23 protein-coding genes, 1 pseudogene and 1 riboswitch are annotated in these 22,412 nt (G+C 66.4%); of the genes and pseudogenes, 12 read left to right on the top strand and 12 right to left on the bottom strand.

All coding sequences use genetic code 11. The features are described from left to right. The first annotated feature begins 41 nt into the window (after positions 1-41). The 4 genes from CAFEA_RS04285 to CAFEA_RS04270 are packed head-to-tail and all read left to right on the top strand — an operon-like array spanning position 42 to position 4,309. Positions 42-1,430, top strand: coding sequence for an amino acid permease (locus tag CAFEA_RS04285; RefSeq protein WP_063937452.1), 1,389 nt, complete (start codon positions 42-44; stop codon positions 1,428-1,430). After that, the gene (locus CAFEA_RS04280; protein ID WP_063937453.1) at positions 1,430-2,794 is read left to right on the top strand and encodes an amino acid permease; all 1,365 of its coding nucleotides are present in this window, start codon (positions 1,430-1,432) and stop codon (positions 2,792-2,794) included. The genes CAFEA_RS04285 and CAFEA_RS04280 overlap by 1 nt, the downstream gene beginning before the upstream one ends. A 5-nt stretch (positions 2,795-2,799) precedes the next feature. Then, the gene (dapD, locus tag CAFEA_RS04275) at positions 2,800-3,774 is read left to right on the top strand and encodes a 2,3,4,5-tetrahydropyridine-2,6-dicarboxylate N-succinyltransferase (RefSeq protein ID WP_034999698.1); all 975 of its coding nucleotides are present in this window, start codon (positions 2,800-2,802) and stop codon (positions 3,772-3,774) included. Between the two features lies 1 nt (position 3,775). Next, a complete protein-coding gene (locus CAFEA_RS04270) occupies positions 3,776-4,309 on the top strand; it encodes a GNAT family N-acetyltransferase (protein ID WP_063937454.1) in 534 nt (177 codons plus the stop codon). Here CAFEA_RS04270 and CAFEA_RS04265 read toward each other — a convergent pair. The 8 genes from CAFEA_RS04265 to typA form a co-directional block, all read right to left on the bottom strand. Further along, positions 4,252-5,340 (bottom strand): HNH endonuclease signature motif containing protein, encoded by a 1,089-nt coding sequence (locus CAFEA_RS04265; RefSeq protein WP_076589911.1) that lies wholly within the window; start codon positions 5,338-5,340, stop codon positions 4,252-4,254. The two genes, CAFEA_RS04270 and CAFEA_RS04265, sit on opposite strands and share 58 nt — an antisense overlap. A gap of 87 nt (positions 5,341-5,427) precedes the next feature. Next, positions 5,428-5,991, bottom strand: a complete 564-nt coding sequence (locus tag CAFEA_RS04260; protein WP_253704953.1) for a GtrA family protein — start codon at positions 5,989-5,991, stop codon at positions 5,428-5,430. Positions 5,992-6,051: 60 nt separating this feature from the next. Beyond that, positions 6,052-7,152: a succinyldiaminopimelate transaminase gene (gene dapC / locus CAFEA_RS04255; RefSeq protein ID WP_063937456.1), complete on the bottom strand. Its 1,101-nt coding sequence runs from the start codon at positions 7,150-7,152 to the stop codon at positions 6,052-6,054. Positions 7,153-7,156: 4 nt separating this feature from the next. Beyond that, positions 7,157-7,480, bottom strand: a complete 324-nt coding sequence (gene fdxA, locus CAFEA_RS04250; RefSeq protein ID WP_063937457.1) for a ferredoxin — start codon at positions 7,478-7,480, stop codon at positions 7,157-7,159. Positions 7,481-7,493: 13 nt separating this feature from the next. After that, positions 7,494-7,802, bottom strand: coding sequence for a hypothetical protein (locus tag CAFEA_RS04245; RefSeq protein WP_435383985.1), 309 nt, complete (start codon positions 7,800-7,802; stop codon positions 7,494-7,496). 11 nt (positions 7,803-7,813) lie between these two features. Beyond that, positions 7,814-8,686 (bottom strand): N-acetyl-1-D-myo-inositol-2-amino-2-deoxy-alpha-D-glucopyranoside deacetylase, encoded by an 873-nt coding sequence (gene mshB / locus CAFEA_RS04240; protein ID WP_063937459.1) that lies wholly within the window; start codon positions 8,684-8,686, stop codon positions 7,814-7,816. Further along, positions 8,683-10,365 (bottom strand): ABC transporter substrate-binding protein, encoded by a 1,683-nt coding sequence (locus CAFEA_RS04235; protein ID WP_082855658.1) that lies wholly within the window; start codon positions 10,363-10,365, stop codon positions 8,683-8,685. The genes mshB and CAFEA_RS04235 overlap by 4 nt, the downstream gene beginning before the upstream one ends. 11 nt (positions 10,366-10,376) lie before the next feature. After that, the gene (typA, locus tag CAFEA_RS04230) at positions 10,377-12,293 is read right to left on the bottom strand and encodes a translational GTPase TypA (RefSeq protein WP_063937461.1); all 1,917 of its coding nucleotides are present in this window, start codon (positions 12,291-12,293) and stop codon (positions 10,377-10,379) included. A 228-nt stretch (positions 12,294-12,521) separates the two neighbouring features. On the opposite strand from typA, the gene CAFEA_RS04225 reads away from it, so the two are divergent. From CAFEA_RS04225 to CAFEA_RS04210, 4 genes and pseudogenes are all read left to right on the top strand, one after another. After that, on the top strand, positions 12,522-13,130 hold the full coding sequence (locus CAFEA_RS04225; RefSeq protein ID WP_253704955.1) for an Rv1157c family protein: 609 nt from the start codon (positions 12,522-12,524) through the stop codon (positions 13,128-13,130). A 3-nt stretch (positions 13,131-13,133) separates the two neighbouring features. Next, positions 13,134-13,670, top strand: a complete 537-nt coding sequence (locus CAFEA_RS04220; protein WP_034999685.1) for a ribonuclease FAU-1 family protein — start codon at positions 13,134-13,136, stop codon at positions 13,668-13,670. Between the two features lie 365 nt (positions 13,671-14,035). Next, complete coding sequence (locus CAFEA_RS04215) at positions 14,036-14,359, top strand: hypothetical protein (protein ID WP_063937463.1); 324 nt, start codon at positions 14,036-14,038, stop codon at positions 14,357-14,359. Further along, a pseudogene (locus tag CAFEA_RS04210) lies at positions 14,344-14,955 on the top strand (ATP-binding cassette domain-containing protein); the annotation flags it as partial. The gene CAFEA_RS04215 and the pseudogene CAFEA_RS04210, both read left to right, overlap by 16 nt. Here CAFEA_RS04210 and CAFEA_RS04205 read toward each other — a convergent pair. From CAFEA_RS04205 to CAFEA_RS04190, 4 genes are all read right to left on the bottom strand, one after another. Continuing rightward, complete coding sequence (locus tag CAFEA_RS04205; RefSeq protein ID WP_063937465.1) at positions 14,942-15,409, bottom strand: nucleoside/nucleotide kinase family protein; 468 nt, start codon at positions 15,407-15,409, stop codon at positions 14,942-14,944. The pseudogene CAFEA_RS04210 and the gene CAFEA_RS04205 overlap by 14 nt on opposite strands. After that, a complete protein-coding gene (locus tag CAFEA_RS04200) occupies positions 15,406-16,167 on the bottom strand; it encodes an energy-coupling factor transporter transmembrane component T family protein (RefSeq protein ID WP_063937466.1) in 762 nt (253 codons plus the stop codon). The genes CAFEA_RS04205 and CAFEA_RS04200 overlap by 4 nt, the downstream gene beginning before the upstream one ends. Further along, positions 16,164-17,510, bottom strand: coding sequence for an ABC transporter ATP-binding protein (locus CAFEA_RS04195; RefSeq protein WP_063937467.1), 1,347 nt, complete (start codon positions 17,508-17,510; stop codon positions 16,164-16,166). The genes CAFEA_RS04200 and CAFEA_RS04195 overlap by 4 nt, the downstream gene beginning before the upstream one ends. Beyond that, complete coding sequence (locus tag CAFEA_RS04190; RefSeq protein ID WP_063937468.1) at positions 17,511-18,128, bottom strand: ECF transporter S component; 618 nt, start codon at positions 18,126-18,128, stop codon at positions 17,511-17,513. Beyond that, a riboswitch (TPP riboswitch) is annotated at positions 18,125-18,242 on the bottom strand. Its footprint overlaps the gene before it by 4 nt. Positions 18,243-18,330: 88 nt before the next feature. Between CAFEA_RS04190 and CAFEA_RS04185 the strand changes: the two genes are divergently transcribed. From CAFEA_RS04185 to CAFEA_RS04170, 4 genes are all read left to right on the top strand, one after another. Continuing rightward, on the top strand, positions 18,331-19,239 hold the full coding sequence (locus CAFEA_RS04185) for a DUF808 domain-containing protein (protein ID WP_063937469.1): 909 nt from the start codon (positions 18,331-18,333) through the stop codon (positions 19,237-19,239). A 21-nt stretch (positions 19,240-19,260) separates the two neighbouring features. Next, positions 19,261-20,313 carry a hypothetical protein gene (locus CAFEA_RS04180; protein WP_063937470.1) on the top strand — a complete coding sequence of 351 codons (1,053 nt, stop codon included), beginning with the start codon at positions 19,261-19,263 and terminating at the stop codon, positions 20,311-20,313. A gap of 53 nt (positions 20,314-20,366) precedes the next feature. Beyond that, on the top strand, positions 20,367-20,786 hold the full coding sequence (locus CAFEA_RS04175) for a cupin domain-containing protein (RefSeq protein ID WP_082855660.1): 420 nt from the start codon (positions 20,367-20,369) through the stop codon (positions 20,784-20,786). A gap of 147 nt (positions 20,787-20,933) precedes the next feature. Continuing rightward, positions 20,934-22,388: a DUF4185 domain-containing protein gene (locus CAFEA_RS04170; RefSeq protein ID WP_063937472.1), complete on the top strand. Its 1,455-nt coding sequence runs from the start codon at positions 20,934-20,936 to the stop codon at positions 22,386-22,388. The last annotated feature ends 24 nt before the right edge of the window (positions 22,389-22,412 follow it).

The raw sequence follows: 22,412 nt of genomic DNA, 5'->3' as shown, positions 1-22,412 counted from the left end.
TATTGCCCTTGACGCAATAGCTTGCGTTTAAGGTGTTCGACATGTCGACACCAGTTTCCCCCGTCGCGGAATCCACCGCGCTCGCCCGCGGGCTGAAGACACGCCACCTGACCATGATGGGCCTCGGCTCCGCCATCGGCGCCGGCCTGTTTCTGGGCACCGGCGTGGGCATCGCAGCCGCCGGGCCCGCCGTGCTGATCGCGTACGTCATCGCCGGATTCATCACCGTCTGCTTCATGCAGATGCTCGCCGAAATGGTCGCCGCCAGGCCGTCCTCCGGCACGTTTTCCACCTACGCCGCCCAGGCGTTCGGCCCGTGGGCCGGATTCACCATCGGCTGGCTGTACTGGTTCATGATGATCATGATCATGGCCGTGGAAATCACCGGCGCCTCCGCCATCGTCGCCGCGTGGTTCGGCATCTCGCCGTGGATCCCCGCGCTCATGGCCATCGTGGCGTTTACCGTGATCAACTTCTCCGCCGTGAAAAACTTCGGCGAGTTCGAATTCTGGTTCGCCCTGATCAAGGTCGCAGTCATCGTCGCGTTTTTGATCATCGGCGTCGCACTTTGGCTCGGGCTGCTGCCCGCCGGCGGTTTCGTCGGGCTGGAAAACGTCAGCGAAGTCGGCTTCATGCCCAACGGCTGGTCCGGCGTCGCCACCGCGCTGCTAGCCGTGGCGTTCGCGTTCGGCGGTATCGAGCTGGTCACCGTCGCCGCCGCCGAATCCGAGGACCCGCAGGCGGGCGTGCACTCCGCCATCCGCTCGATCATCTGGCGCATCTCCGTGTTCTACATCGGCTCCGTGCTGCTGATCGTGCTGCTTCTGCCGTTCGACCAGATCGGCGGGGCCGACTCCGCCGCCGACTCCCCCTTCACCGCCGTGCTCGAGCTGGCCAACATCCCGGGCGCGGTGGGCATCATGGAGGCCGTCATCGTCGTGGCGCTGCTGTCCGCCTGCAACACCCAGATCTACGGCTCCTCGCGCTTCCTGCAAAACCTCGCCGTGCGCGGCGACGCACCCGCCTCCTTCGGCCGCACCGACACCCGCGGCGTGCCCATGCGCGCCGTCGTGGTCTCCGTCGCCTTCGGCTTCGCCGCCGTGGCCCTGCAGTACTGGAACCCGCCGGGCCTGCTGGCATTTTTGCTCAACGCGGTCGGCGGCTGCCTGATCGTGCTGTGGATCGTCGTTGCCCTGTCGTTCGTGCGCATCCACCCGAAGCTCGTTGCCACCGGCGAGATCACCGAGGTGCGCATGTGGGCGCCGGCTGTCATGCCGTGGGTCATGATCGCGCTCGCCGCAGGCGTCATCGCGCTGATGCTGGCCGACGCGGACGGGCGCTTCCAGATGCTCGCCGTCACCGTCGTCGTCGGCGTCATCGCCGTCGCCGGCGTGATCCACCAAAACGTGCAAAAGAAGGCGGTCGGGTGATGGCCGGAGGGACGTCGACAAGCAACAGCGATCTCGGCTCCGGCCTGAAATCGCGGCACCTCACCCTCATGGGGCTCGGCACCGCCGTGGGCGCCGGGCTGTTCCTCGGCGTCGGCGTGGGCATCCGCGCCGCCGGGCCCGCGATCCTCATCGCCTACGCAATCGCCGGGCTGATCGTCATCGCCGTGATGCGCATGCTCGGCGAAATGGCCGCCGCGCACCCCTCCTCCGGCTCCTTTGCCACCTACGGGCGCATGGCGTTCGGCCACTGGGCCGGGTTCCTGCTCGGCTGGATCTACTACTTCCTGTTGATCATGGCGTGCGGCGCCGAACTCACCGGCGCCTCCGCCATGATGGCCGGCTGGTTCGGCGTGCCGCAATGGGTGCCCGGCCTCATCGTCGTGGTCGTGCTCACCGCCGTGAACCTCGCGCACGTCAAAGGCTTCGGCGAGTTCGAGTACTGGTTCGCCATGATCAAAATCGCCGTCATCCTGGGATTCTTGGTCATCGGCGTGCTGCTGTGGTCCGGCGTGCTGCCTGCGAGCGGGTTCGTCGGCTTCGGCAACGTGCGCGAATCCGGCTTCGCCCCCAACGGCATCGCCGGCATCGCCGCAGGCCTGCTTGCAGTGGCGTTCGCGTTCGGCGGCATCGAAGTGGTCACCATCGCTGCGGCCGAGTCCGAAAACCCCTCCGACAACGTCAAGCGCGCCGTCAATTCCATTATCTGGCGCATCGCGCTGTTTTACATCGGCTCCGTGACCGTGATCATCCTGCTGCTGCCGTACACGGCGATCGACGGCGCGGACTCCGCCGCCGACTCCCGCTTCACCGCCGTTTTGGAAATGGCCAACATCCCGGGCGCAGCCAGGTTCATGGAGGTCGTGATCGTGCTCGCGCTGTTGTCCGCGTTCAACGCGCAGATCTACGGCACCTCGCGCCTGGGCTACCAGCAGGCGCTCGAGGGCGACGCGCCAGCGTGGATGGCGCGCACCAACGCCGCCGGAGTGCCGCGCAACTCCGTGCTCATCTCCGTGTTCTTCGCATTCGTGGCCGTGGGTCTGCAGTGGTGGAACCCGCCGGGGATGATCGACTTCATCATGTCCGCCACCGGCGGCTGCCTCATCGTCACCTGGATCATGATCACCCTGAGCTTTATCAAGCTCCACCCGCGGATCAGCTCCTCTGCGGTGCGTGTGCGTGGAGCGTCGTGGGTGCCGTGGGTGACCCTGGCGGCGCTGCTGGGGCTGACGGTGCTCATGCTTTTCGACGACGCTTCGCGCTCCCAGGTCATCAGCGTCACCATCCTGTCGCTGATCCTGATTGCCATGTCCTTCCTCACCCGTGACCGGGGTGCCGTAAGGTGACTGGCATGAATTCCCCAACTTCCGCTATCGCGCGCGGCGTCGCCACCATCACCCACGACGGCACCGTGCTTGACGTCTGGTACCCCGCCCCGTTAGTAGATGAGCCGGTTGAGGAAACCGGGACGCGTCGGTTGGCAGAGCCCGACGCCCGCTTCGAGGACCTCGTCGGCCCCGACGAGGCGCGCGGCGTGGCGCGTGTGGCCGTGGAAACGGCAATCAAGGACCTGGCCGAGCCAGCCGTGGACGCCTACGACGTCTACCTGCGCCTCCACCTGCTGTCGCACCGTCTGATCCGCCCCCACGGCGCCAACATGGACGGCGTGTTCGGCCTGCTGTCCAACGTGGTGTGGACCAACTACGGCCCCTGCGCCGTCTCCGACTTCCAGATGACCCGCGGCCGCCTTGCCGCAAAGGGCCCGGTTGTGGTGTTCTCCGTGGACAAGTTCCCCCGCATGGTCGACTACGTGGTGCCGTCCGGCGTGCGCATCGGCGACGCCGACCGCATCCGCCTTGGCGCCCACCTCGCCGAAGGCACCACCGTCATGCACGAAGGTTTCGTGAACTTCAACGCCGGCACGCTCGGCGCCTCCATGGTCGAGGGCCGCATCTCCGCGGGCGTTGTCGTCGGCGACGGCACCGACATCGGTGGCGGCGCCTCCATCATGGGCACCCTGTCCGGCGGCGGTAAGGAAGTCATCTCGCTCGGCGAGCGCTGCCTCCTCGGCGCCAACGCCGGCGTGGGCATCTCGCTCGGCGACGACTGCATCGTCGAAGCCGGCCTCTACGTCACCGCCGGCACCAAGGTGGTCCTCACTGCCCCAGTGGCCGAAGCGCTGGGCAAGGAGCCCGGTACCGAGATCAAGGCGCTGGAGCTCTCCGGCGCAAACGGCCTGCAGTTCCGCCGCAACTCCGTTTCCGGCTCCGTCGAAGCCGTGCCCGCGAAGGGCATCGAGCTTAACGAAGCGCTGCACGCCAACTAGCGTGCCCCTCCTCCGGGACACGGAGCTGACGCTGCTCCCCTGGCGCGATGTCGAATCGTTGCCAGGGGTGCGCGCCGACATCATCGCGTCGTGCAACGACCCGGTAATGGTGCGCTGGACCACCGTGCCGCACCCCTACACGCCCGAGCACGCCAACGAATTCCTCGCCGTTGTGCCGGAGGGTGTCGAGCGGTGGGCGTATGTGGTTGACGTCCGGTACAGCGGCAACATCGAACTACGCCCCGGCGGTGTGCTGGGTTACAACACCGCGCCGTGGGCCCGCGGCCAGGGGCTCACCGCCCGCGCACTGCGACTTGTCGCCGCCCACGCGTACACCCAAGGTCTGCGGCGGCTAGAACTGCACATCGCCGTGGACAACGCTGCCTCGCGCCGCACGGCCGAGAAAGCAGGCTTCACATACGACGGGCTTCTCCCCGACCCGGTGCGCCTGCGCGGCCACGAGGACCAGATGGCCCGCTACGTGCTCCGCGCTCCAGAGGAACCGGAGCCGAACAGCACCTCCATCGCCCCGTAGGGGTGGTACCGGTTCGCCGCGGGGATCCCGTTGGGCGATACCCACATGGGCTTGCCCTTGACGCGTTTGACGCTGCCGCGGCGGTTCGCGTGCGAGGCGATGTCGTGGTTGATCTGGTTGTGGTAGCGGCACACCGGCACGAGGTTGCGCATGTTCGTCTCGCCGCCTTCGGCCCAGGACTGCATGTGGTGGATCTCGCAGGCATCGGAGCCGTGGCGGCAGCCCGGCCACGGGCACACGGTCAACGTCATCCGGGCAAGGTCGCGCTGCTTGTCGTTGGCGTAGCGCTGCGTCTGGTACAGGTTCAACGCACCTTCGGTCGGGTGGAACAGCGCGACTTCCGCGAGCTCGGGCTCCGATGCCAGGTATTCGGCGCCGGTGATGGTCGTGCCGTCGGTGAGCCCGAGGATCACGTCGTCTCCGTCGCCGGAGAGGATCTGCACGTGCTGGTCCAGCCCAACAACCACGATCGGGCGACGCGCGGCGAAAGGTATGCCCCCTCCGCAGCCGCGGACCAGATCGAGGAATCTTCGCAGCATCTGCGGTCCCGGTGGCTTGGTCGGGTCGAGGTCCTCACGCAGGTAGGCCTCGATATCGGCGGCGTCGTGCTCGTCGGCAGTAATGCGGATCGTTCGTCGGCCGTGCACCGACCGTCCAAAAGTGACCTGCAGCTTCGGCTTTGTCCGTGCCGGTTTAAGAATCAGCCGGTCGGCCTTGGCTTTCAGCTCGTGGTGGGTGCTGAACTTTTCCAGCAGCTTGCGGCGCACGCGCCACCGCTCGGCTTCGTTGGGGATCTTCTTTAACCGGTCTTCGATGTAGACCAGCTGACTCAGCGGGAAGGCTTCGGCGGCTTTGCGGCCTAAACGTTGGTGTTTGGTCCATCGGGTGGCGCCGAAATAGACCTTGTGGATGGCTTCCCACTTGCTGGCCAGGTTTGGTATCACGCCGGCGGCGATGGCGGCGCGCTTGTCAAAGCCTTCAAGCACGCGGATGGTCGGTTGTGTGTCTAGAAACTCTTGGAATGGTGTCATGGCACACAAGCTACGACCGCGCAAGACCCGTTTCTAGACCCGGGCCAAAATGTGGATAACTTTTCCTGAGAATTTCACAATCCCCAGTTAGACGGAAGATTTTGGCTTTCCGAAGGTCCAGAATTTGTTGATGATGAAGTTCACCGGCATGGCAATGAACGTCGAAATGGCTTGCGCCCAGTAGGACTTGGTGCGCAGCCCGGAGGAGTCGTCGAAGATGTGGTCCGGCAGGCCAACTGGCGTGGTGGGGTTCATCAGAAGCGTCATGCAGGTCAGCGACACCGCGAACGCGAGCGCGCCGGTGGCCGAAAACGGGAAGAAACCACGTAGCCAGGAGCGCGCGTGCACGCCGCGGAAGGTCCAGGAGCGGTTGAGCTGGTAGTTCCAGGTGTTCGCCAGCACGAACGCGAGTGTGGACATCACGTGGTACCAGCGCACGTTCCAGCGGGTGGAACCAAGTTGCATCACCACGTCGTTGGCGTGGAGGTCAAGGCCGTTTTCCAGGGCCTTGTTGGCCAAGTAGAACACGATGAAGTTGACCAGCACGCCGGAGCCGCCGACGATGCCGAAGCGCAGAAACTGGCGCAGTCCGGCGACGAATTGCACCGCTGTGCTCCCGCCGGCTGGGGCGGCGGTGTGCTCGTGCGTCACGGTCAACCTCCTCGGAAAAGTACGCAAAACTTACGTGAGTGTAGTCGCGGGAGGTCGGCGCTATGAAATCAGGCGCTTGGCGGCTTCGTTGATGCGATCGTCGGTGGCGGTCAGCGAGATGCGCACGTGGTTCGCGCCGGCGGGCCCGTAGAAGTGGCCGGGGGCTGCCAGGATGCCGCGGTCCGCGAGCCATTCCAGGATTTCGCGGGAGCTCATTGCTTCTCGACGGCACCAAAGGTACAACCCGGCATCAGAGTCGTCGATAGTAAAGCCAGCTTCAGGCAGCGCCTTCATGAGTTCGACGCGGCGCGTGGCGTAGATGGAGCGCTGCATTTCCTCGTGCAAGTCGTCGCCGAGGGCCGCGACCATGGCGGCCTGGATGGGGCCCGGCACGATGAGGCCGGAGTGCTTGCGCACGAGCAGCAGCTCCTGCACCAGCTTCTCGTCGCCGGAGATGGTGCCGGCGCGATAGGACGCCAGGTTGGATGTCTTCGACAGCGAATGCAGGGCGAGGAGCCCGGTGTTGTCGCCGCCGGTGACGGACGGGTGCAGGATGGACACCGGCTCGGCGGACCAGCCGAGGTAGAGGTAGCACTCGTCGGAGGCGATGATCGCGCCCGTGTCACGGGAGAACTCCACCCAGGCGCGCATCTGCTCTGCGGACGCTACTGCCCCGGTCGGGTTCGACGGGGAGTTGACGAAGACTAGCGAGGCGTCGCGCGGGGCGTCCGCGGGGTCGTCGCAACGCACGACTTCGCATTCGGCCATCAGGGCGCCGACCTCGTAGGTGGGGTACGCGACCTCCGGGATGACCACCTTCGCGCCGCGCAGGCCCAAAAGCATGGGCAGCCACGCCACGGCCTCCTTCAGGCCGATGACGGGCAGCACGGAGCGCTCGTTCAGCGCGGCGATGCCGAAGCGGCGGGCAAGCGAGGAGACGATCGTGGCACGCAGTTCAGGCGTGCCAGCGGTCTGCGGGTAGCCGGGGGCCGCGGCGGCCTCGGTCAGCGCGAGTTGGATCGACGGCGCGACCGGGTCGACGGGGCCGCCGACGGACAGGTCAATCAGCCCGCCTGGGTGGGCGGCGGCGCGCTCGCGCACGTCCGCGATGGTGTCCCAGGGAAAGTCCGGCAGCCGCGATCCGAGTGGAGTGCGAGCCAAGGGCCTAGTCCTGGTTCTGCGGCGGCAGGGCGGCCACAAACGGGTGGTCGTAGTCCTGCGGGCCGGTCTTGGCGGCACCGCCTGGGGAGCCGAGTTCGTCGAAGAAGCCGACGTTGACATCATAGTATTCGGCCCACTCGTCGGGGGTGTCGTCCTCGTAGAAGATGGCCTCGACCGGGCATGCCGGCTCGCAGGCGCCGCAGTCGACGCACTCGTCGGGGTGGATGTAGAGCATGCGCTTTCCCTCGTAGATGCAGTCGACGGGGCACTCTTCAACGCAGCTGCGGTCCAAGATATCGACGCACGGTTGAGCAATCACGTAAGTCATGGCAAACAGTATGTCACTTCCGTCGAACCATGGGCCAAACGCCACCCACTATGCCGGCAACGAATAGCACCAGCGACCAGCCGGTTGGCGGGAGCACGGCCAGTGAAATGAAAAACGCGCATCCCCACACCCCCAGCGGCGCGAGCGCCCAGGTTTCGGACCACAGCCGCGCCGTCTTCGTCAGCACCGCGTTAAACAGCAGCGCCACAACCGCCCAGATCCAGTTGAGGTAGACCACTTCCAGCGCGAGCGAGACCAGTGCGCCGACGCTGAGCCACACTAAACCGGCCACGGCTTCGCCCCGAGAGAAGTCGTCGCGCACTACGGGTTGGGTCATCGCTCGATCCCGGCGAGCAGCGAAGTGGCGTCGTGAAGCGGTAGCCCCGCGCCCAGCTGGTAGTGCTCGACGCGCTGGATCGGCTGGATGATCAGGTTGGACAGCGCGTAGTACACCACCGGGCCCGCGGCGAGCGCGGCGTGCGGGTTGACGTCGGTGGTGCGCCCGTCCGCGATCCACAGCTGTGTGGCGTGCGCGCGCATCGCTTCCACCTTGGCGCTGTAGGCGGCGTCGTCGAGCTCGACGCGGATGTCGGAGGATTCCACGCCGTCGAGCTCGCCGTCTTCGGGCAGGCGCCAGCCCTCGGGGGCCTCGGCGGGCATGAGCGCCGCGGTCTCCTCGGCAAGCCGCACCGCCCACATGATTCGTGGGACATCCACACGCTCGGCGGCGGCGTGGGTGATCTCGTGGGCGCGGATGTGATCCGGGTGGCCGTAGCCGCCGTCGGGGCCGTAGGTGATCACAAGGTGCGGCTTTTCCGCTTCGAAGATGGCAGCAAGCTTCTCGACGGCTACGTCGCCCGAATTCACAAACGCCCGCGGGTTTCGGCTCGCGGGCGAGCCCGCCATACCGGAGTCACGGAAGCGGCCGGCGCCGCCGAGGAACTGCCCGCGCGCACCGATCGCGTCTAAGGAGCGCCGCAGCTCCTGGATGCGAAAACCGCCGAGCTGGTCCGCTTCATCGACCACGAGGTGCTGATACGGCTCGCCGATGACTTCGCCTTCCTCGCCGAGGGTGCAGGTGACCACCAGCACGTCCGCGCCGCGGGCGGAAAGGTCTGCGAGGGCGCCGGCGGTGGTGATTGCTTCGTCGTCGGGGTGGGCGTGCACGGCGACAACGCGGTAGCCGGAAAGGTCTCGAACGGTCATGGAACCTCCTGAGTTGTTGATCGCCGCTTCACTGTATCGGCTAGCTTCCATTTGCCTGCCGACGACAACCCGCCCGGCCACTGCCCCGGCTGCGTGCCGGCCGCGCGCACCCCGCCCGCGGTGGCGGCAAGGCGCGTTTCGTGCAGCAGGGGCACCCAGAGCGCTTCGCGGTGCTCGATCGCCGCGGCGCGCTCAGCTGCAACGGCGGGCGGAATCTCGCCCGCGAGGATTGCGCGGGCAAACTCGTCGCCGGCCACCGAACAAAAGCCGGCGAGATTTCCGGCGCGGCCGGTCTCCGCAGGGCAGGCGATGCGGCTGGCCAGGGTGTCTGCGGAGTCGCCGTCGTTGCGCCAGTGCACCACAACGTCCACCTCGCCTGCAGGCAAGCTGCGCGCGGCGATGGCGGGCAGCTCGTTGGCCACGATGCGTGCGGGCACGCCGGCGGCGTCCAGCAAATCCACCAGCGAACGCGCGGCCGCGGTGGCCGCTGGGTCCGCGGTGTCGGCTGCCACGCGCAGCACCTTGCCGTCCGCAGCCAGTGCGTGCAGCAGCGCCAGCGAGCCAGGTTCGGTGGGTGCCGCGGCGTGAACGTTGGTGCTGCGGCGGGCGGCGATGTGGGCGAGCAGGGGGACGTCGATAAGCGAACGCACCTCGGCGCGCGCCTGCGCCGAAAGCCCGCTGGTGGCCGAAAGCGTCACACCGAGGGTGCGGGTGCCCGCAAACGTGCGGGTGTCCGCACCCGGGATGAGCCCGAGAACATCCTCGGTGGTGTCCTGCGGCACCATGTCCACGAACGCCAGCTGGCCGCTGCGCAGCTGGTCCGCCACCTGGGTGGTGTCGCGCGCCGCGGCGAGAGTGAGAATGTCAATCGGCGCCGGGTCCGGCCCCCAGAACCTGTCGTTGCGGTTCAGCGTGACGGTGCCGTGCGCGCGGTCCACGCTGCGCACCAGGTAACGCCCCGCGGAGGCGGGGACGGTGTTGCGCAGCGCGTAAGCGAAATCGGCGGCGTCAGCGGCGAGTAAGTGCGACGGTAAAAGGTGCCGAAACAGCACCTTCCAATTCGCCACCGGCTGCGCGAAATCCACGTCCACGACCTTGCCGCCGGGGCCGCTGACTCGCACGTTCGACACCGCGCGGTACGCTGCCGGGCTCACCACGCCGGCGGTTTTTGTCATGCCGCGCCACAGGTAGGCGAAGTCCGCGCCGGTGATCGGGGTGCCGTCGGACCACTGGGCGTTCGGCGCGATGACGTACCGGACCGTGAACGCGTCCGGGGACGTCGGCAGCACCGACGCGCCAACGAGCAGGTTCGGGTCCTTTGCGCCGTCTGCTTGGAACGCGCTGGGCAGGACAAGGTCTGCGATGCCGCGCACCACGGCGGACTCGTCGCCGACTAGGTGCGGGTTGAACCCCGCGCGTACCGGGTCGACGCCGATCTGCGCCTGCGGACGTCCATTGGCCGGTTCCTGGTTGGTGCCTTGCTCCTCGGCGTTGTCAGCGCCGCTAGCGCTGTCTGAGCCGTCGCTATCGGCGTCGCGCTCCGAGACGGCATCCGGGCGGTCCTCCGGTTCCACCAACGGCGGCGGGCCAGGGTTGGCCGCGCACGACGCCACTAGGCAGAGCACGGAAAGCGCCGCCGCAGCGCGGGTGGCTGGGCGGCGCGTTCTACTTGGGTGCATGGAAGAACAGGCTAGCTGTTCTTCTGCTTTGCGCGGGAGCGGGCGCGGCCGCGCTCGGTGGCGTTGAGGATGATCTTGCGCACGCGCATCGCCTCGGGTGCAACCTCGACGCACTCGTCGTCGTCGCAGAACTCGATGGCCTCGTCCAGGGACAGGGTGCGGGCCTTCTGCAACGTGACGGTAGCGTCCGCGGAGGCGGCGCGCATGTTGGTCAGCTTCTTTTCCTTGGTGATGTTGACGTCCATGTCCTCGTCGCGGGAGTTCGCGCCCACCACCATGCCTTCGTAGGCGTCCACGCCCGGCTCGACGAAGAAGTCGCCGCGGTCTGCCAGCTGCTGCAGCGCGTAGGCGGTGACCTGGCCGGAGCGGTCGGCGACCAGGGAGCCGGTCGGGCGGCCCTTGATCTCGCCGGCCCACGGGCGGTGTTCGATGGAGTACGAGTTGGCGATGCCGGCGCCGCGGGTCTCGGTGAGGAAGGTGGTGCGGAAGCCGATCAGGCCTCGCGACGGCACGTCGAACTCCATGCGCACCCAGTCGCCGGAGCCGGCGTTGCCCATCGAGGTCATCTGGCCCTTGCGGCTGGCCATCAGCTGGGTGACGGCGCCCTGGTGCTCGGCGGGCACGTCGATGATCATGTGGTCGTAGGGCTCGTAGATCTTGCCGTCGACCTCCTTGGTCACCACCTGCGGCTTGCCCACGGTCAGCTCGAAGCCTTCGCGGCGCATGGTCTCGATGAGCACGGTGAGGGCCATCTCGCCGCGGCCCTGCACCTCCCATGCGTCAGGACGCTCGGTGGGCAGCACCTTGATGGAGACGTTACCGATCAGCTCCTGGTCCAGCCGGGCCTTGACCATGCGGGCGGTGAGCTTGTCACCGCCGTTGCGGCCGGCCATCGGGGAGGTGTTCACGCCGATGGTCATGGAGATCGCCGGGGCGTCGATGGCGATGCGCGGCAGCGGCTCGACGTTTTCCGGATCGCACAGCGTGTCGCCGATCATGATGTCCTCGACGCCGGAGACGGCGGCGATGTCGCCTGCGACCACGTCGCCGGTGGCCGGGACGCGGTCCAGGCCCTCGGTAACCAGAAGCTCCGCGATCTTGACGTTCTTGACCTGCTGGTTACCTTCGGAATCGTAGTGGACCCAGGCGACGGTCTGGCCCTTCTTCACGGAACCCTTGAACACGCGGATCAGGCCGATACGGCCCAGGAAGGAGGAAGAGTCCAGGTTGGTCACCTGTGCCTGGAACGGCGCGTCGATCTCCGCGGACGGCTCCGGCAGCACGTCGTAGATGACGTCGAACAGCGGCTGCAGATCCTCGTTGTCCGGCAGGTTGCCGTTGCCCGGGTTTTCCAGGGAGGCGCGGCCGGCGCGGCCGGAGGTGTAGAGCACCGGCAGCTCGAGCAGGTTCTCGGCGGCCTCTGCGGCTTCCGGGTCCTCCAGGCCAGCGCCGAGCTCGAGGAGCAGGTCCTGGGCTTCTTCGACGACCTCGTCGATGCGGGCGTCCGGGCGGTCGGTCTTGTTCACGCAGATGATAACCGGCTTCTTGGCTTCGAGTGCCTTGCCGAGCACGAAGCGGGTTTGCGGCAGCGGGCCTTCGGATGCGTCGATAAGCAAGACAACGCCGTCGACCATGGACAGGCCGCGCTCGACCTCGCCGCCGAAGTCGGCGTGGCCCGGGGTGTCAATGACGTTGATGATTAGGTCCGCGCCGTCCTTGCCCTTGCCGGCGCGGCGGATGGCGGTGTTCTTGGCCAGGATGGTGATGCCGCGCTCGGACTCGAGCTCCCCGGAGTCCATCACGCGGTCGCCGTGTTCGCCGTGGTCGCCGAACACGCCGGACTGTTCCAGCATGGCGTTGACCAGGGTGGTTTTACCGTGGTCGACGTGGGCGACGATGGCTACGTTGCGAAATTCAGGGTGCGACACAGAGATAGGTCCTTTGCGTTGGCGGAAATAACGCCTAAACGATACTCCCGCCTGCACTGAATCGCATTATCCCGCCAGCAAACCGCGGCGAGGCGCACGCACGGTTCCCACAGTAATATCCCAGTTCCGCTTGACGTTGTTACGGATGTGACTAATGTGGCGCAAGTGCACAACTATCTTTCACTCTTCAGGACCGTCGTTGCGGCGGTGTGCGCTGCCGGTTTGTTGGTGACCGGAGGCGTCGCTAAGCAAACTGCCTCTGCGCAGTCCTCATTCCTCGACCCGCTGGGCCGGCCCACGCCCGAGACTGTCGCGCGCGTCAACGCGTTCGCAGATCAGCCTCACGTCCCGCAAAAGGTGGGCAACGCGCTGCGCACCGCGGTGCAGTTCTACGCGGGTGGCGACGAAATCGGCGGCCCGCCACTGCCTGCGAACGCCCCACGGTTCACCCAGTTCTACTGGCCCACCGTCTCCGGCAACTGCATCGGCGAGGGACTGCACTCCACCGCCTCCGCGATCGCAGTACCCGGGCCCGCCCAGTCCCCCGCCCCGGGCGCGAAGGCCGGCCAAACCACCTTCGTCTTCACCGCGCTGGGCACCCCGGCGGCCGCGAAGGAGCAGGGCGGCATGAAGGTGTACTGGATCAACCTGGCCAATTTCCGCACCGGCGTAACGCCGTTGGACAACAACGGGATTAACCCCACAGGACCGGCCACCGTGTCCGCGACCGCGGACACGGGCTCTGGGCGGGTTCTGGCAGTTGTTGACGGGAGTGTGCGCACCGTCGACAAGGTCTGCCCCTTCGCACCGACCGCCGCATCGATTGACGTGAGGTAACCCATGGCCGCCGATCTGCACCCCGTGAAGCAGGAGACGTTCGACACCGCAGCGAACATCAACACCGACCCGAAGGGGTTTTTGCGCGAGGTGGACACGTTCCGCATCACAGACTTTGGCCTGTACATGGGTCGCGGCGCCGACCACCCGGAGTTCGGCTACCTGGAGAGTTGGTTGCTGCCGGAGCTGGGGCTGCGCGCAAACATCTTCCACTTCCGCGAGGGCGCCGGGCGGGAGCAGGACTTCTACTTCGACGTCGCCGACATCGACGTCGACGGTGAGGTGTGGAGCACCCGCGACCTGTACGTCGACCTCGTGTCGCTGACCGGCAACCCGATCGACGTTCTCGACATCGACGAGCTCGCCGCCGCCACCTCTGCGGGCTTCATCACCGCCGAGGACGCCGAGAAGGCTATCGACGTCACGCTGGCCGCCGTCGAAGGCATCACCCGCCACGGCGACGACGCCATGGAGTGGCTGCGCGCCCAAGGCATCGAACTGACGTGGGCCGACAATGTGGAGCTAACCCCGGCCGGTTAATTCACCTTCCGTTAACCCCATCCGCCGCAGCGGCGGGTGGGGTTTTTGCGTTGCGCAAATATCATTCACTTTTTCTATAGCTGGGCAGTTATATCAAGAGCGACCAAATGCCGCGATTGACGTGCACTTTTTTCAGTTCCATGCAAATTCGCTGAAAAATCACTGGGCATAAACCACAAAATACTTTGCCAAAGCAATGTGAACTAGGTGACACGTGCGGTAGGTTGTGTTCAACCTGATTCACGTCGTGTTTACCAAAACGGTGTCGTGTGCAGGGGCCGCCGGAATCTACCGGCACCATTGCCCGCCTTGGGCAACCGTCGCAAAGCACACTGCGAACGGACGACCTATGAAAGGAACTGACCATGAGCAAACGCCTCCGCGTCGCGGCTCTCGCCGGCCTCTCCTCCATCTCCCTCGTCCTCGCCTCCTGCTCCTCGGACGGAAACACCGAGGGCACAACCGCAGGTGGCGGCCAAGACACCGCGAACACCAAGTCTAAGAACTCTGGCGACAACGGCGAGAAGCTCGAAGTCAACGCCGCGGGCGACTACAACCCGCTCGAGCGCGACCAGATCCAGGACGGCGGCGAACTCACGCTCGCGATCACCGAAATCGCCGAGCAGCAGAATATGTTCCACGCGAACATGAACCTGCACACCCGTTCTCCCAGGATGCAGCGCAGATGAACTCCGCGCAACGACGCGAGGCGCGAAAGAACATCCAGATGGTCTTCCAGGACCCGATGAGCTCGCTCAACCCGCGCATGACGGTCAAGGAAATCATCCAGGAGCCGCTGGTCGCCCTCGGCTACGAGGGCGACAACGACGCCCGCATCTCCGAGCTGATGCGCACCGTGGGTCTAGACGCGAAGCAGATCGACCGTTTCCCCGGGCACTTTTCCGGTGGCCAGCGCCAGCGCATCGGCCTGGCCCGCGCTCTTGCCACCAACCCGTCCGTGATCGTGCTGGATGAGCCGGTTTCCGCCCTCGACGTGTCCATCCAGGCGGGCGTGATCAACCTGCTGGATTCGCTCAAGCGCAAGCTGGGCCTGTCCTACCTGTTTGTCGCCCACGACCTGTCGGTGGTGCGCTACCTGTCGGACCGCGTGGCGGTGATGTACAAGGGCGACTTTGTGGAGTTCGGCGACACCGACGACGTCTTCGACAACCCGCAGCACCCCTACACCAAGGCGTTGTTGTCTGCGATTCCGATCCCCGATCCGGACGCGGAGCGTGCGCGCGAGCGTACGGTGTACAAGCCGGAGGAGGTCACACCCTCCTAACCTCCACGTCCACGGGGAGTACGGGCAGGAGTTTTTCCTGCTCGGCCCACATGTCCCACCAAGGCGCGTAGCCCGGGTCCCGCTTGAGGGCCCGGGCTTTTCGCGTCGCATCGGCCGCGGTCACCCTCAGCGTGTCCACGTCCCCGCGCGCTTTCGCCTTGCTTATCGACGCCTCCGTCACCGCCCCCACCCCCTCCACCACGAGGTCCGCGCCGGGCACCAACGGCACCCATTCTGCACGTCTATCCTGCTCCCAGTCCCAGCGCCAGAACCCGGGCGTCACCGGGTCGAGGACGTCGTCGGCGACCATCCGGGCGCCCTCGGCCAGCCCGCCCCAGCCTGGGTAGAAATCGTCCAGGTGCACCACCCGGATGCCGAGGGCGGCCCCGATTTGGTTGGCGAGGGTGGTTTTGCCGGAGCCCGAGGGGCCGTCGATAAGCAGGGTGTACGTCATCGCACCGCCCACACCGGGCGAAGGTAGCCGGTCGCCCACGCAAGCGCGAGCGCGGCGAGCGCGACGGCGAGGCCGGCGGCCATGACCGCCCAGTCGCGGGAGTGCAGCTTGGATTCGCGCGCCCAGGAGCGCTTGTTCGGCCCGCCGAAGCCGCGCGCTTCCATGGCGGTGGCGAGCTTGCCGGCGCGGCGCAGCGACATCACCAGCAGGCCGAACGACAGCGAGAACCAGTACTTGATTTTGCCCTGGTCGGCAATGCCGCGGGCGCGGCGGGAGCGGCGCATGGCGTCGAGGTCGTCGCGCAGCAGCGTGAGCATGCGAAGTGCCGCGACGGTGCCGATGACGAAGCGTTCCGGCAGGTGCAGCACTTGCGCGAGCCCGTCGCCCAGGTCGGTGGGGTCCACGTCCGCAGACAGCAGCACCACCGGCAGCGCGATCGCGAGCACGCGCAGGATCACCGCCCACGCCAACGACACCGACAGCTCGGTGACGTGCACAAGCCCCCACTCGAGGTAGGTGTCCCCGCCTGCCTGGCCGTAGAGCGCCATGGGGATGCCCGCCAGCGGCGCGATGAGCAGGATCGGCAGCGCACGTTTGAAGAAGCGGCCGTAGCCCAGCCCGCACACAGGCACCATGAGCAGCGTGAACGCGAGCACGAAGGTGGCGGAGACCCAGTCGATGGTGAACATCAGCGGCGTGGTCAGAAGTATTAGGCCGAGGATGCGGGTGACAGGGTTGATACCGCGCAGTAGGTTCATCGGCCATCTCCTTCAGCGTCCGAGCGTGCGAGGACGCGCTCGACGTGGTCGCCCAGCGAGGCGATGAACGCCTCGTCGTGGGTGATGGACATGACGGTCACGCCCTGCTCCGTCAGCTCGCGGATCAGCCCGACGAGCTCGACGAAGGTGCGGTCGTCCTGGCCGAACGTGGGCTCGTCCAGGATCAGCAGCCTCGGGGCGTTGACCAGCGCGGTGGCCACCGACAGGCGCCGCTTCTCGCCGCCGGAGAGGGTGAACGGGTTCGCGTCCACCAGGTGCCCCAGGCGCAGGCGGTGCAGGAGGTCGTCGATACGCTCCTGCGGCGCGCCGGACAGCGCCATCTCCTCGCGCACGGTGGCGGTGACGAACTGGTGCTCCGGTTCCTGGAACACATACCCTATGCGGCTGGCCAGATCCTTCGACGACCATGTAATCGACGGGGAGGCCAGCCCCTGCCGGATCGTCTCCGAGTACTCGACCTCGCCCTTTTCAGGCGGGGTCAAGCCCGCCAACACTTGCACCAGCGTGGTCTTGCCGGAGCCGTTCTCGCCGGTAATCACGGTGGAATACCCCTCCGGCGCGTGCATGGTGCGCGGCGGACCGAAACGCGTAAGCACCTCCTGCGTTGCGACGGCCGCAGGCACTCCCCGTGGCACCTTCTTCGCCGGCGGCAGGGCCGGGGCGTCCGGCAGCTCGTCGGCGCTGATGCGGGAAAGGCCCGTCTGGTCCAGGCGGTAGTAGGTCTGAACTACGTGCGCCCAGTGCTTCGGGCGGTGCTCCACCACGATCAAGGTGGCGCCGGTGCGCTTGCAGACGCGGTCCACCGCGGCGATGACCTCGTCGCGCCCGTGCGGGTCCAGGTTCGCGGTGGGCTCGTCCAGGATGAGGATGTCCGCCCCCATCGCGATCACGCCCGCCAAAGCCAGACGCTGCTTCTGCCCGCCGGATAAGTGCGCGGTGTGGTGGTCCAGGGGGATGTCGAGGCCCACGGCGTCGAGGGCGCGCTGTACACGCGGCCAGATTTCCTCGCGGGGTACGCCGAGGTTCTCGGCGCCGAAGGCGACGTCGTCGCCCACCCGCGACAGGATCGTCTGCGCCTCCGGGTCCTGCAGCACCATGCCGACGGTCCCGTCCACGTGCAAGGTGCCGGTGCGGCTGCCGTCCTCGGAGTCGTCGATAAGCTTGGCAATCACCGCAAGCAACGTTGACTTACCCGAGCCCGAATCGCCGGTGATGAGCACCCGCTCCCCTCGCGCGATGTCGAGGTCGACGTGGCGAAACGCGGGCTGCGGGCGCGTCGCGTGCTGGTAGAAAAGCCCCCGCGCCGAGATAGCCAGCGACATTTACGCGGCTGTGTTGAAGCGCTCGCGGCCAGCGCCGAAGCGGTCCAGCGCCCCAGTCTTCACCAGCGCCTTGACCAGGTAGTAGGCCACCACGCCCGCGAGGACCGCACCGGAAATGATCAGGCAGGCCAGGTAGATGAGGTTGAACTGCAGGCTCATCGCCAGGTTCGGCGTGAGGAACAGCTCCAGGATGAACGCGCCGATACCAGCGCCGATACCGGAGAGCACCGCCGTGGACAGGCCAAAGCGGCGGTAAGCAAAGATCAGGAAGATCAGCTCGGCGCCGAAGCCCTGGGCCAGACCCGAGTAAAGCGTCTCAATGCCCCACTGGCTGCCAAGTACCGCGGAAACGGATGCGGCGACAACCTCGACGAACACCGCGGCACCCGGCTTCCGGATGATCAGGCCGCCAAGCACACCGCCGGTGAACCAAATGCCGGTGACCAGACCACCGAGGCCCGGGGTCAGGGCGTCGAGCGCCTTAAACCCCGCATCACCGATGCTGTTCCACACCCAGAACAGCAGGCCGCAGGCCACGCCGAGGACGGCGGCGGTGACAATGTCCACCACGCGCCAGGAGTTGTTCTTTGGTGCGGCAGAGTTTGCAGGCGCAGTCATGTGCGAATCTTCCTTCCTATCGCCGGCATTACCCGGATCAGGTTCAACGGTTCGCCGAAGCGCTTCGGCATCTCAGCCACCGCATTTTCCGCGGTAGCACCCGTGTGTAAAGCAGTTGCGTCAGATGATGCTACCTCATCGGGAAAATGCACCGTATGCTGGTCTGGTCCCCCGCCCCCGACTTCCCGAGGAGAACCCCCACATGGCCGGTGGCCTACTCGCCCTGCTCGATGACGTCGCCTTGATCGCGCGCCAAGCCGCCGCGAGCGTCGATGACGTCGCGGGCATGACCGCAAAGACATCTTCCAAGGCCGCCGGCGTGGTCATCGACGACGCCGCGGTGACCCCGCAGTACGTCGACGGGGTCACACCGGCGCGTGAGCTGCCGATGATCTGGCGCATCACCAAGGGCTCGCTGCGCAACAAGCTGGTCTTCATTTTGCCGGTCGCGCTGCTGCTCAACGCGTTCGCGCCGTGGGCGCTGACCCCGATTCTCATGCTCGGCGGCACCTACCTCGCGTTCGAGGGTGCGGAAAAGATCGCCCACAAGCTGTCCTCCAACGACGACGAGGAAGCCGAGAAGGCGGCCAACAAGTCCGACCAGGACGAAGACACGCTGGTCAACAGCGCTATCCGCACGGACCTGATCTTGTCCACGGAGATCATGTTCATCTCCCTCGATGAGGTCAAGGATCAGTCGGTGTGGATGGAAGCCGCCGTGCTGGTCGCGGTGGCGATCTTCATCACCATCGCCGTCTACGGCGCTGTGGCGCTGCTGGTCAAGATCGACGACATCGGCCACGGCATGATCAAGCGCGGCAACGCCGAAAACACCGGCCGCGCGCTGGTCAAGGGCATGCCGTACGTGCTCAACGCCATCGGCATCATCGGCACCGTGGCAATGCTGTGGGTGGGCGGCCACCTGCTCATCCGCGGCTTCGACGAAATCTTCGGCTGGCACTGGCCGCACGACGTCATCGCCAAGGGTCAGGAGGCCGTCGGCGGCGGCGCGCTGGGCTGGCTGGTGGACACCGGCGTGTCCCTGGTGGCGGGCCTAATCGTCGGTTTCATTGTGCTGGGCGTGGTGCAGCTGGTGAAGAAGTTGCGCTAACGCCTGCCTACAATTCGCCCCATGGCAGCCAAGCAGTACTCTCTCGCCCCGTCCACGTGGGGTGCCGGCGTGGAAGTCCCGGTGGACCACGTCTCGCAGGCCGCCCTCTTCTCCGATTTCGCGGGCCGCAGGGGCACCACGTACGTCGACGTGGTGTTGGAGGCGAACCCGCTGAACCGCTCGTGGCGCGTGCGCCGTCGCAGCGGCGGCGAGCTGCCTGGTCCTGTGCTCGGCGAGGTCGCGCCCGAGTGGCGCGCCCACTTCGATGAGGTGGAGCGCGTCCACTCGTCGTTTCTGCAGCCCGCAACGGTGGCCGCGGTCAGCCTGAATGAAGACACGGGGCGTTTCGAGGTGCACGTGGTGCTGCCGGAGCCGCAGCTCGCGGTGCCGCGCAACAACGCACCCGAGGAAGCTGCGGTGCTACTGCCGGGAGACATGCTGGTCATCGACACTTCCGTCGGCGAGTTCTCAGCCGATGAGCTTGCGGCCCGCTCCCCCGGCCAGTGGTTCGTGGGGCTTTTGCCTACCGACGGCACCCCGCTGGCCACCCTCGACGGCCGCGTCCTCGGCGCTATTGCCGGGCCCGACGGTGAGGCCGTGCTGGAGTGGTTGGCGGGCTTTCCCAACGGCGGGCTGTGGGCGCGCGCGGTTGTCCTGGGCGGCATGGCGGCCCTCGACGCCGGCGCCCCGGACGAGGGCATTGAGAACATCCCCGCCTTGAGTACTGCACCGCAGCGCCGCCCGGAGCCGTGGCAGCTGATCGAATTTCCCGGCGGCGGCTGGGCCGTCACCGTGGAGCGCGACTTCGCTACCGACCCGGCCGATGCGGTCAAGCCGAAGCACACCGCCCGTTACGTCTCGCTCGGCGGTGGCGCGCGCCCCGAGGACATTGCCGCGCCGACGGAGATGTTCGGCCGCGTGGACGAGCCTGATGACACCGAGGCGCCGAAGCGACCGGAGCCGACGGCAGTTGCGGCGCAAAACACCCGGGACGGCTACCTCACCGAGGTGGAGAAAGTCCAGCTCAGGAGGAAAAATAGGAAGCGTCGGCGGGGCGGACGCCACCGTCGATAAGCGAAAGCCCCTAGGCTCGGACGTGGAACACTTCCAACAACCGAGGAGGCATGATGGCTGACAAGGGCCCCAACCCGTTTGTGGTGGACATTGAGAAGGCGACGCTGGACAACGAGGCGTTCCGCGACACGCTGTGGACCGGCAAGAACCTGCAGCTGACCGTGATGACCATCCCGGTCGGCGGCGAAATCGGCGCCGAGATCCACGACGACCACGACCAGTTCCTCCGCCTCGAGGAAGGCGAACTGCGCGCACAGATCGGCCCGTCCGAGGACGACCTGGAAATCGACGAAGTGATCAAGGCCGACTGGGCCGCATTCGTGCCGGCCGGCAAGTGGCACAACTTCGTCAACGAATCCGACGCGCCGGCGAAGCTGTACTCCATCTACTCCCCGCCGGAGCACGCCCCCGGCACCCGCCACGAAACCAAGGCGGACGCGGATAACGACCCGCAGGAAACCGACGCTGTGTAAACAGCGCTGTGTAAAACTGGCGAAAGCCCGGAAACGCGAAGGTTCGTTTCCGGGCTTTTTCAAACGCCAACTCGGGCGCGTATCCGGTGCTAAAGTGCTCTCTGGTTCTGAAATGTCTCACCAACATCTGTAGAAAAGGCGAGCCCCATGCGCACCCAGACAACCCCGAAGATCCTTCTCAGCGCAGGTGTGGCCAGCGCCCTCGCGCTGACGGCCGTGACCGCGCCCCAGGCGCATGCGGAATCGAGCCTGTCCAGCCTGTCTTCTTCCTCCGGCACCCCCGCGAAGAAGAAGCGCGAGAAGAAGCCGTGGGTGCCCGTGGAGCCGCCGAAGAAGACCGCGTCGAATCCGCTGCGGCTGCCCAACGGCACCACCATCCAAATCATGGACGACGTGCTGGGTAAATACTCCGCCCACACCGGGTTCCGCAGCGGCGACCTGGGGGCGATGGCGCCGATGGGCAACGGCGAGTTCGCCATGATCTTCGGCGACTCCTTCCGCGGGGATTTCGGCCAAGGGTGGATGAGCCCGGTCGGGGTGGTGGCCACCATGGACGAGGACGGCTTTATCAAGATCCTGCGCCCCATCGACAACACCTCCGAGGTCAGCGACATGATCTCGTACCGCCGCATCAACCAAAGCACCCTGATTCCGTCCGACGTGATCAACATCGACGGCACGCTGTACTTGCACGGCACCTTCCATGCCCCCGCTTTTGGCGACGTGGTTTCCTCCAACGTGTGGAAGTCCGACGACGGCGGTAAAACCTGGAAAGAAATCAGCTCCACCCGCGGCAATCACATGGGCGGTGTGACGCAACTGATTAGCTGGGACGAGGGCCCGGACGGCTACATCTACGCCACCACCACCAAATTCGGCCGCGATTCGGCGGTGTACCTGTTCCGCTTCAAGCCGGAAGACATTCACAACCCGGGCAACTGGGAGGGCTACAGCGCCTCGATCGACGATTGGACCGATCACGCCGAACCGATCCTGCAGGACAACGTGAAGGCCGGCGAGATGTGCCTGCGCTACATCGACGGCCACTGGGTTCTGGTCATGTTCAACGAGGACTCGCTGAGCGTCGAGGTGCGCATCTCCGAGACTTTGGAACGCGACTGGGACGACGTCCGGGTAGCCAAAATCGCACGGCACGGGTCCTGGGACAGCAAGCAGACCCCGCTGAACTGGTCGCAGCCCTACGGCGGCTACATCGTGCCGGGCTCGCACCTGGACGACATGGACATTGTGGTCTCTCAGTGGAACACCACCGACAACAGCCGCTACACCGCCACCCAGTTCAACGTGAAGGGGCTGGACGAGGTGAACGGCATCGACGCGGACGAGGTGCGCGAGGAGCCCGAGGTCACTGTAGTCAAGCAGGGGTCGGAGTCCACCACCGACATGGAGGCTGAGGACAACCTGGTCAACGACAAGCCCGAGCTGTTCTTGTCCTCGGAGGACAGCAACACGCTGAGTACCCTGCGCACCGTCGGCATCATTCTGGGCGTGCTCGCGGCCATCGGCGCCATCGGGGCGGTGACGCTGCCGATGTACAGGGACATGCTGCCGGAGCCGATCCAGCAGATGCTGCCGTTCTAGGCCCGGTATCATCTCCCCGGTGCG

This window comes from Corynebacterium afermentans subsp. afermentans (assembly GCF_030408355.1).
GTDB lineage: Bacteria > Actinomycetota > Actinomycetes > Mycobacteriales > Mycobacteriaceae > Corynebacterium > Corynebacterium afermentans.
This window is presented reverse-complemented; position numbering and strand designations above follow the sequence as displayed.

Excerpts from the sequence above, each read along its gene's own strand:
- CAFEA_RS04285 (WP_063937452.1), top strand. The coding sequence starts at position 42 with ATGTCGACACCAGTTTCCCCCGTCGCGGAATCCACCGCGCTCGCCCGC.
- CAFEA_RS04280 (WP_063937453.1), top strand. The coding sequence starts at position 1,430 with ATGGCCGGAGGGACGTCGACAAGCAACAGCGATCTCGGCTCCGGCCTG.
- dapD (WP_034999698.1), top strand. The coding sequence starts at position 2,800 with ATGAATTCCCCAACTTCCGCTATCGCGCGCGGCGTCGCCACCATCACC.
- CAFEA_RS04265 (WP_076589911.1), bottom strand. The coding sequence starts at position 5,340 with ATGACACCATTCCAAGAGTTTCTAGACACACAACCGACCATCCGCGTG.
- fdxA (WP_063937457.1), bottom strand. The coding sequence starts at position 7,480 with ATGACTTACGTGATTGCTCAACCGTGCGTCGATATCTTGGACCGCAGC.
- mshB (WP_063937459.1), bottom strand. The coding sequence starts at position 8,686 with ATGACCGTTCGAGACCTTTCCGGCTACCGCGTTGTCGCCGTGCACGCC.
- CAFEA_RS04235 (WP_082855658.1), bottom strand. The coding sequence starts at position 10,365 with ATGCACCCAAGTAGAACGCGCCGCCCAGCCACCCGCGCTGCGGCGGCG.
- CAFEA_RS04220 (WP_034999685.1), top strand. The coding sequence starts at position 13,134 with ATGGCCGCCGATCTGCACCCCGTGAAGCAGGAGACGTTCGACACCGCA.
- CAFEA_RS04215 (WP_063937463.1), top strand. The coding sequence starts at position 14,036 with ATGAGCAAACGCCTCCGCGTCGCGGCTCTCGCCGGCCTCTCCTCCATC.
- CAFEA_RS04205 (WP_063937465.1), bottom strand. The coding sequence starts at position 15,409 with ATGACGTACACCCTGCTTATCGACGGCCCCTCGGGCTCCGGCAAAACC.
- CAFEA_RS04200 (WP_063937466.1), bottom strand. The coding sequence starts at position 16,167 with ATGAACCTACTGCGCGGTATCAACCCTGTCACCCGCATCCTCGGCCTA.
- CAFEA_RS04195 (WP_063937467.1), bottom strand. The coding sequence starts at position 17,510 with ATGTCGCTGGCTATCTCGGCGCGGGGGCTTTTCTACCAGCACGCGACG.
- CAFEA_RS04190 (WP_063937468.1), bottom strand. The coding sequence starts at position 18,128 with ATGACTGCGCCTGCAAACTCTGCCGCACCAAAGAACAACTCCTGGCGC.
- CAFEA_RS04185 (WP_063937469.1), top strand. The coding sequence starts at position 18,331 with ATGGCCGGTGGCCTACTCGCCCTGCTCGATGACGTCGCCTTGATCGCG.
- CAFEA_RS04180 (WP_063937470.1), top strand. The coding sequence starts at position 19,261 with ATGGCAGCCAAGCAGTACTCTCTCGCCCCGTCCACGTGGGGTGCCGGC.
- CAFEA_RS04175 (WP_082855660.1), top strand. The coding sequence starts at position 20,367 with ATGGCTGACAAGGGCCCCAACCCGTTTGTGGTGGACATTGAGAAGGCG.
- CAFEA_RS04170 (WP_063937472.1), top strand. The coding sequence starts at position 20,934 with ATGCGCACCCAGACAACCCCGAAGATCCTTCTCAGCGCAGGTGTGGCC.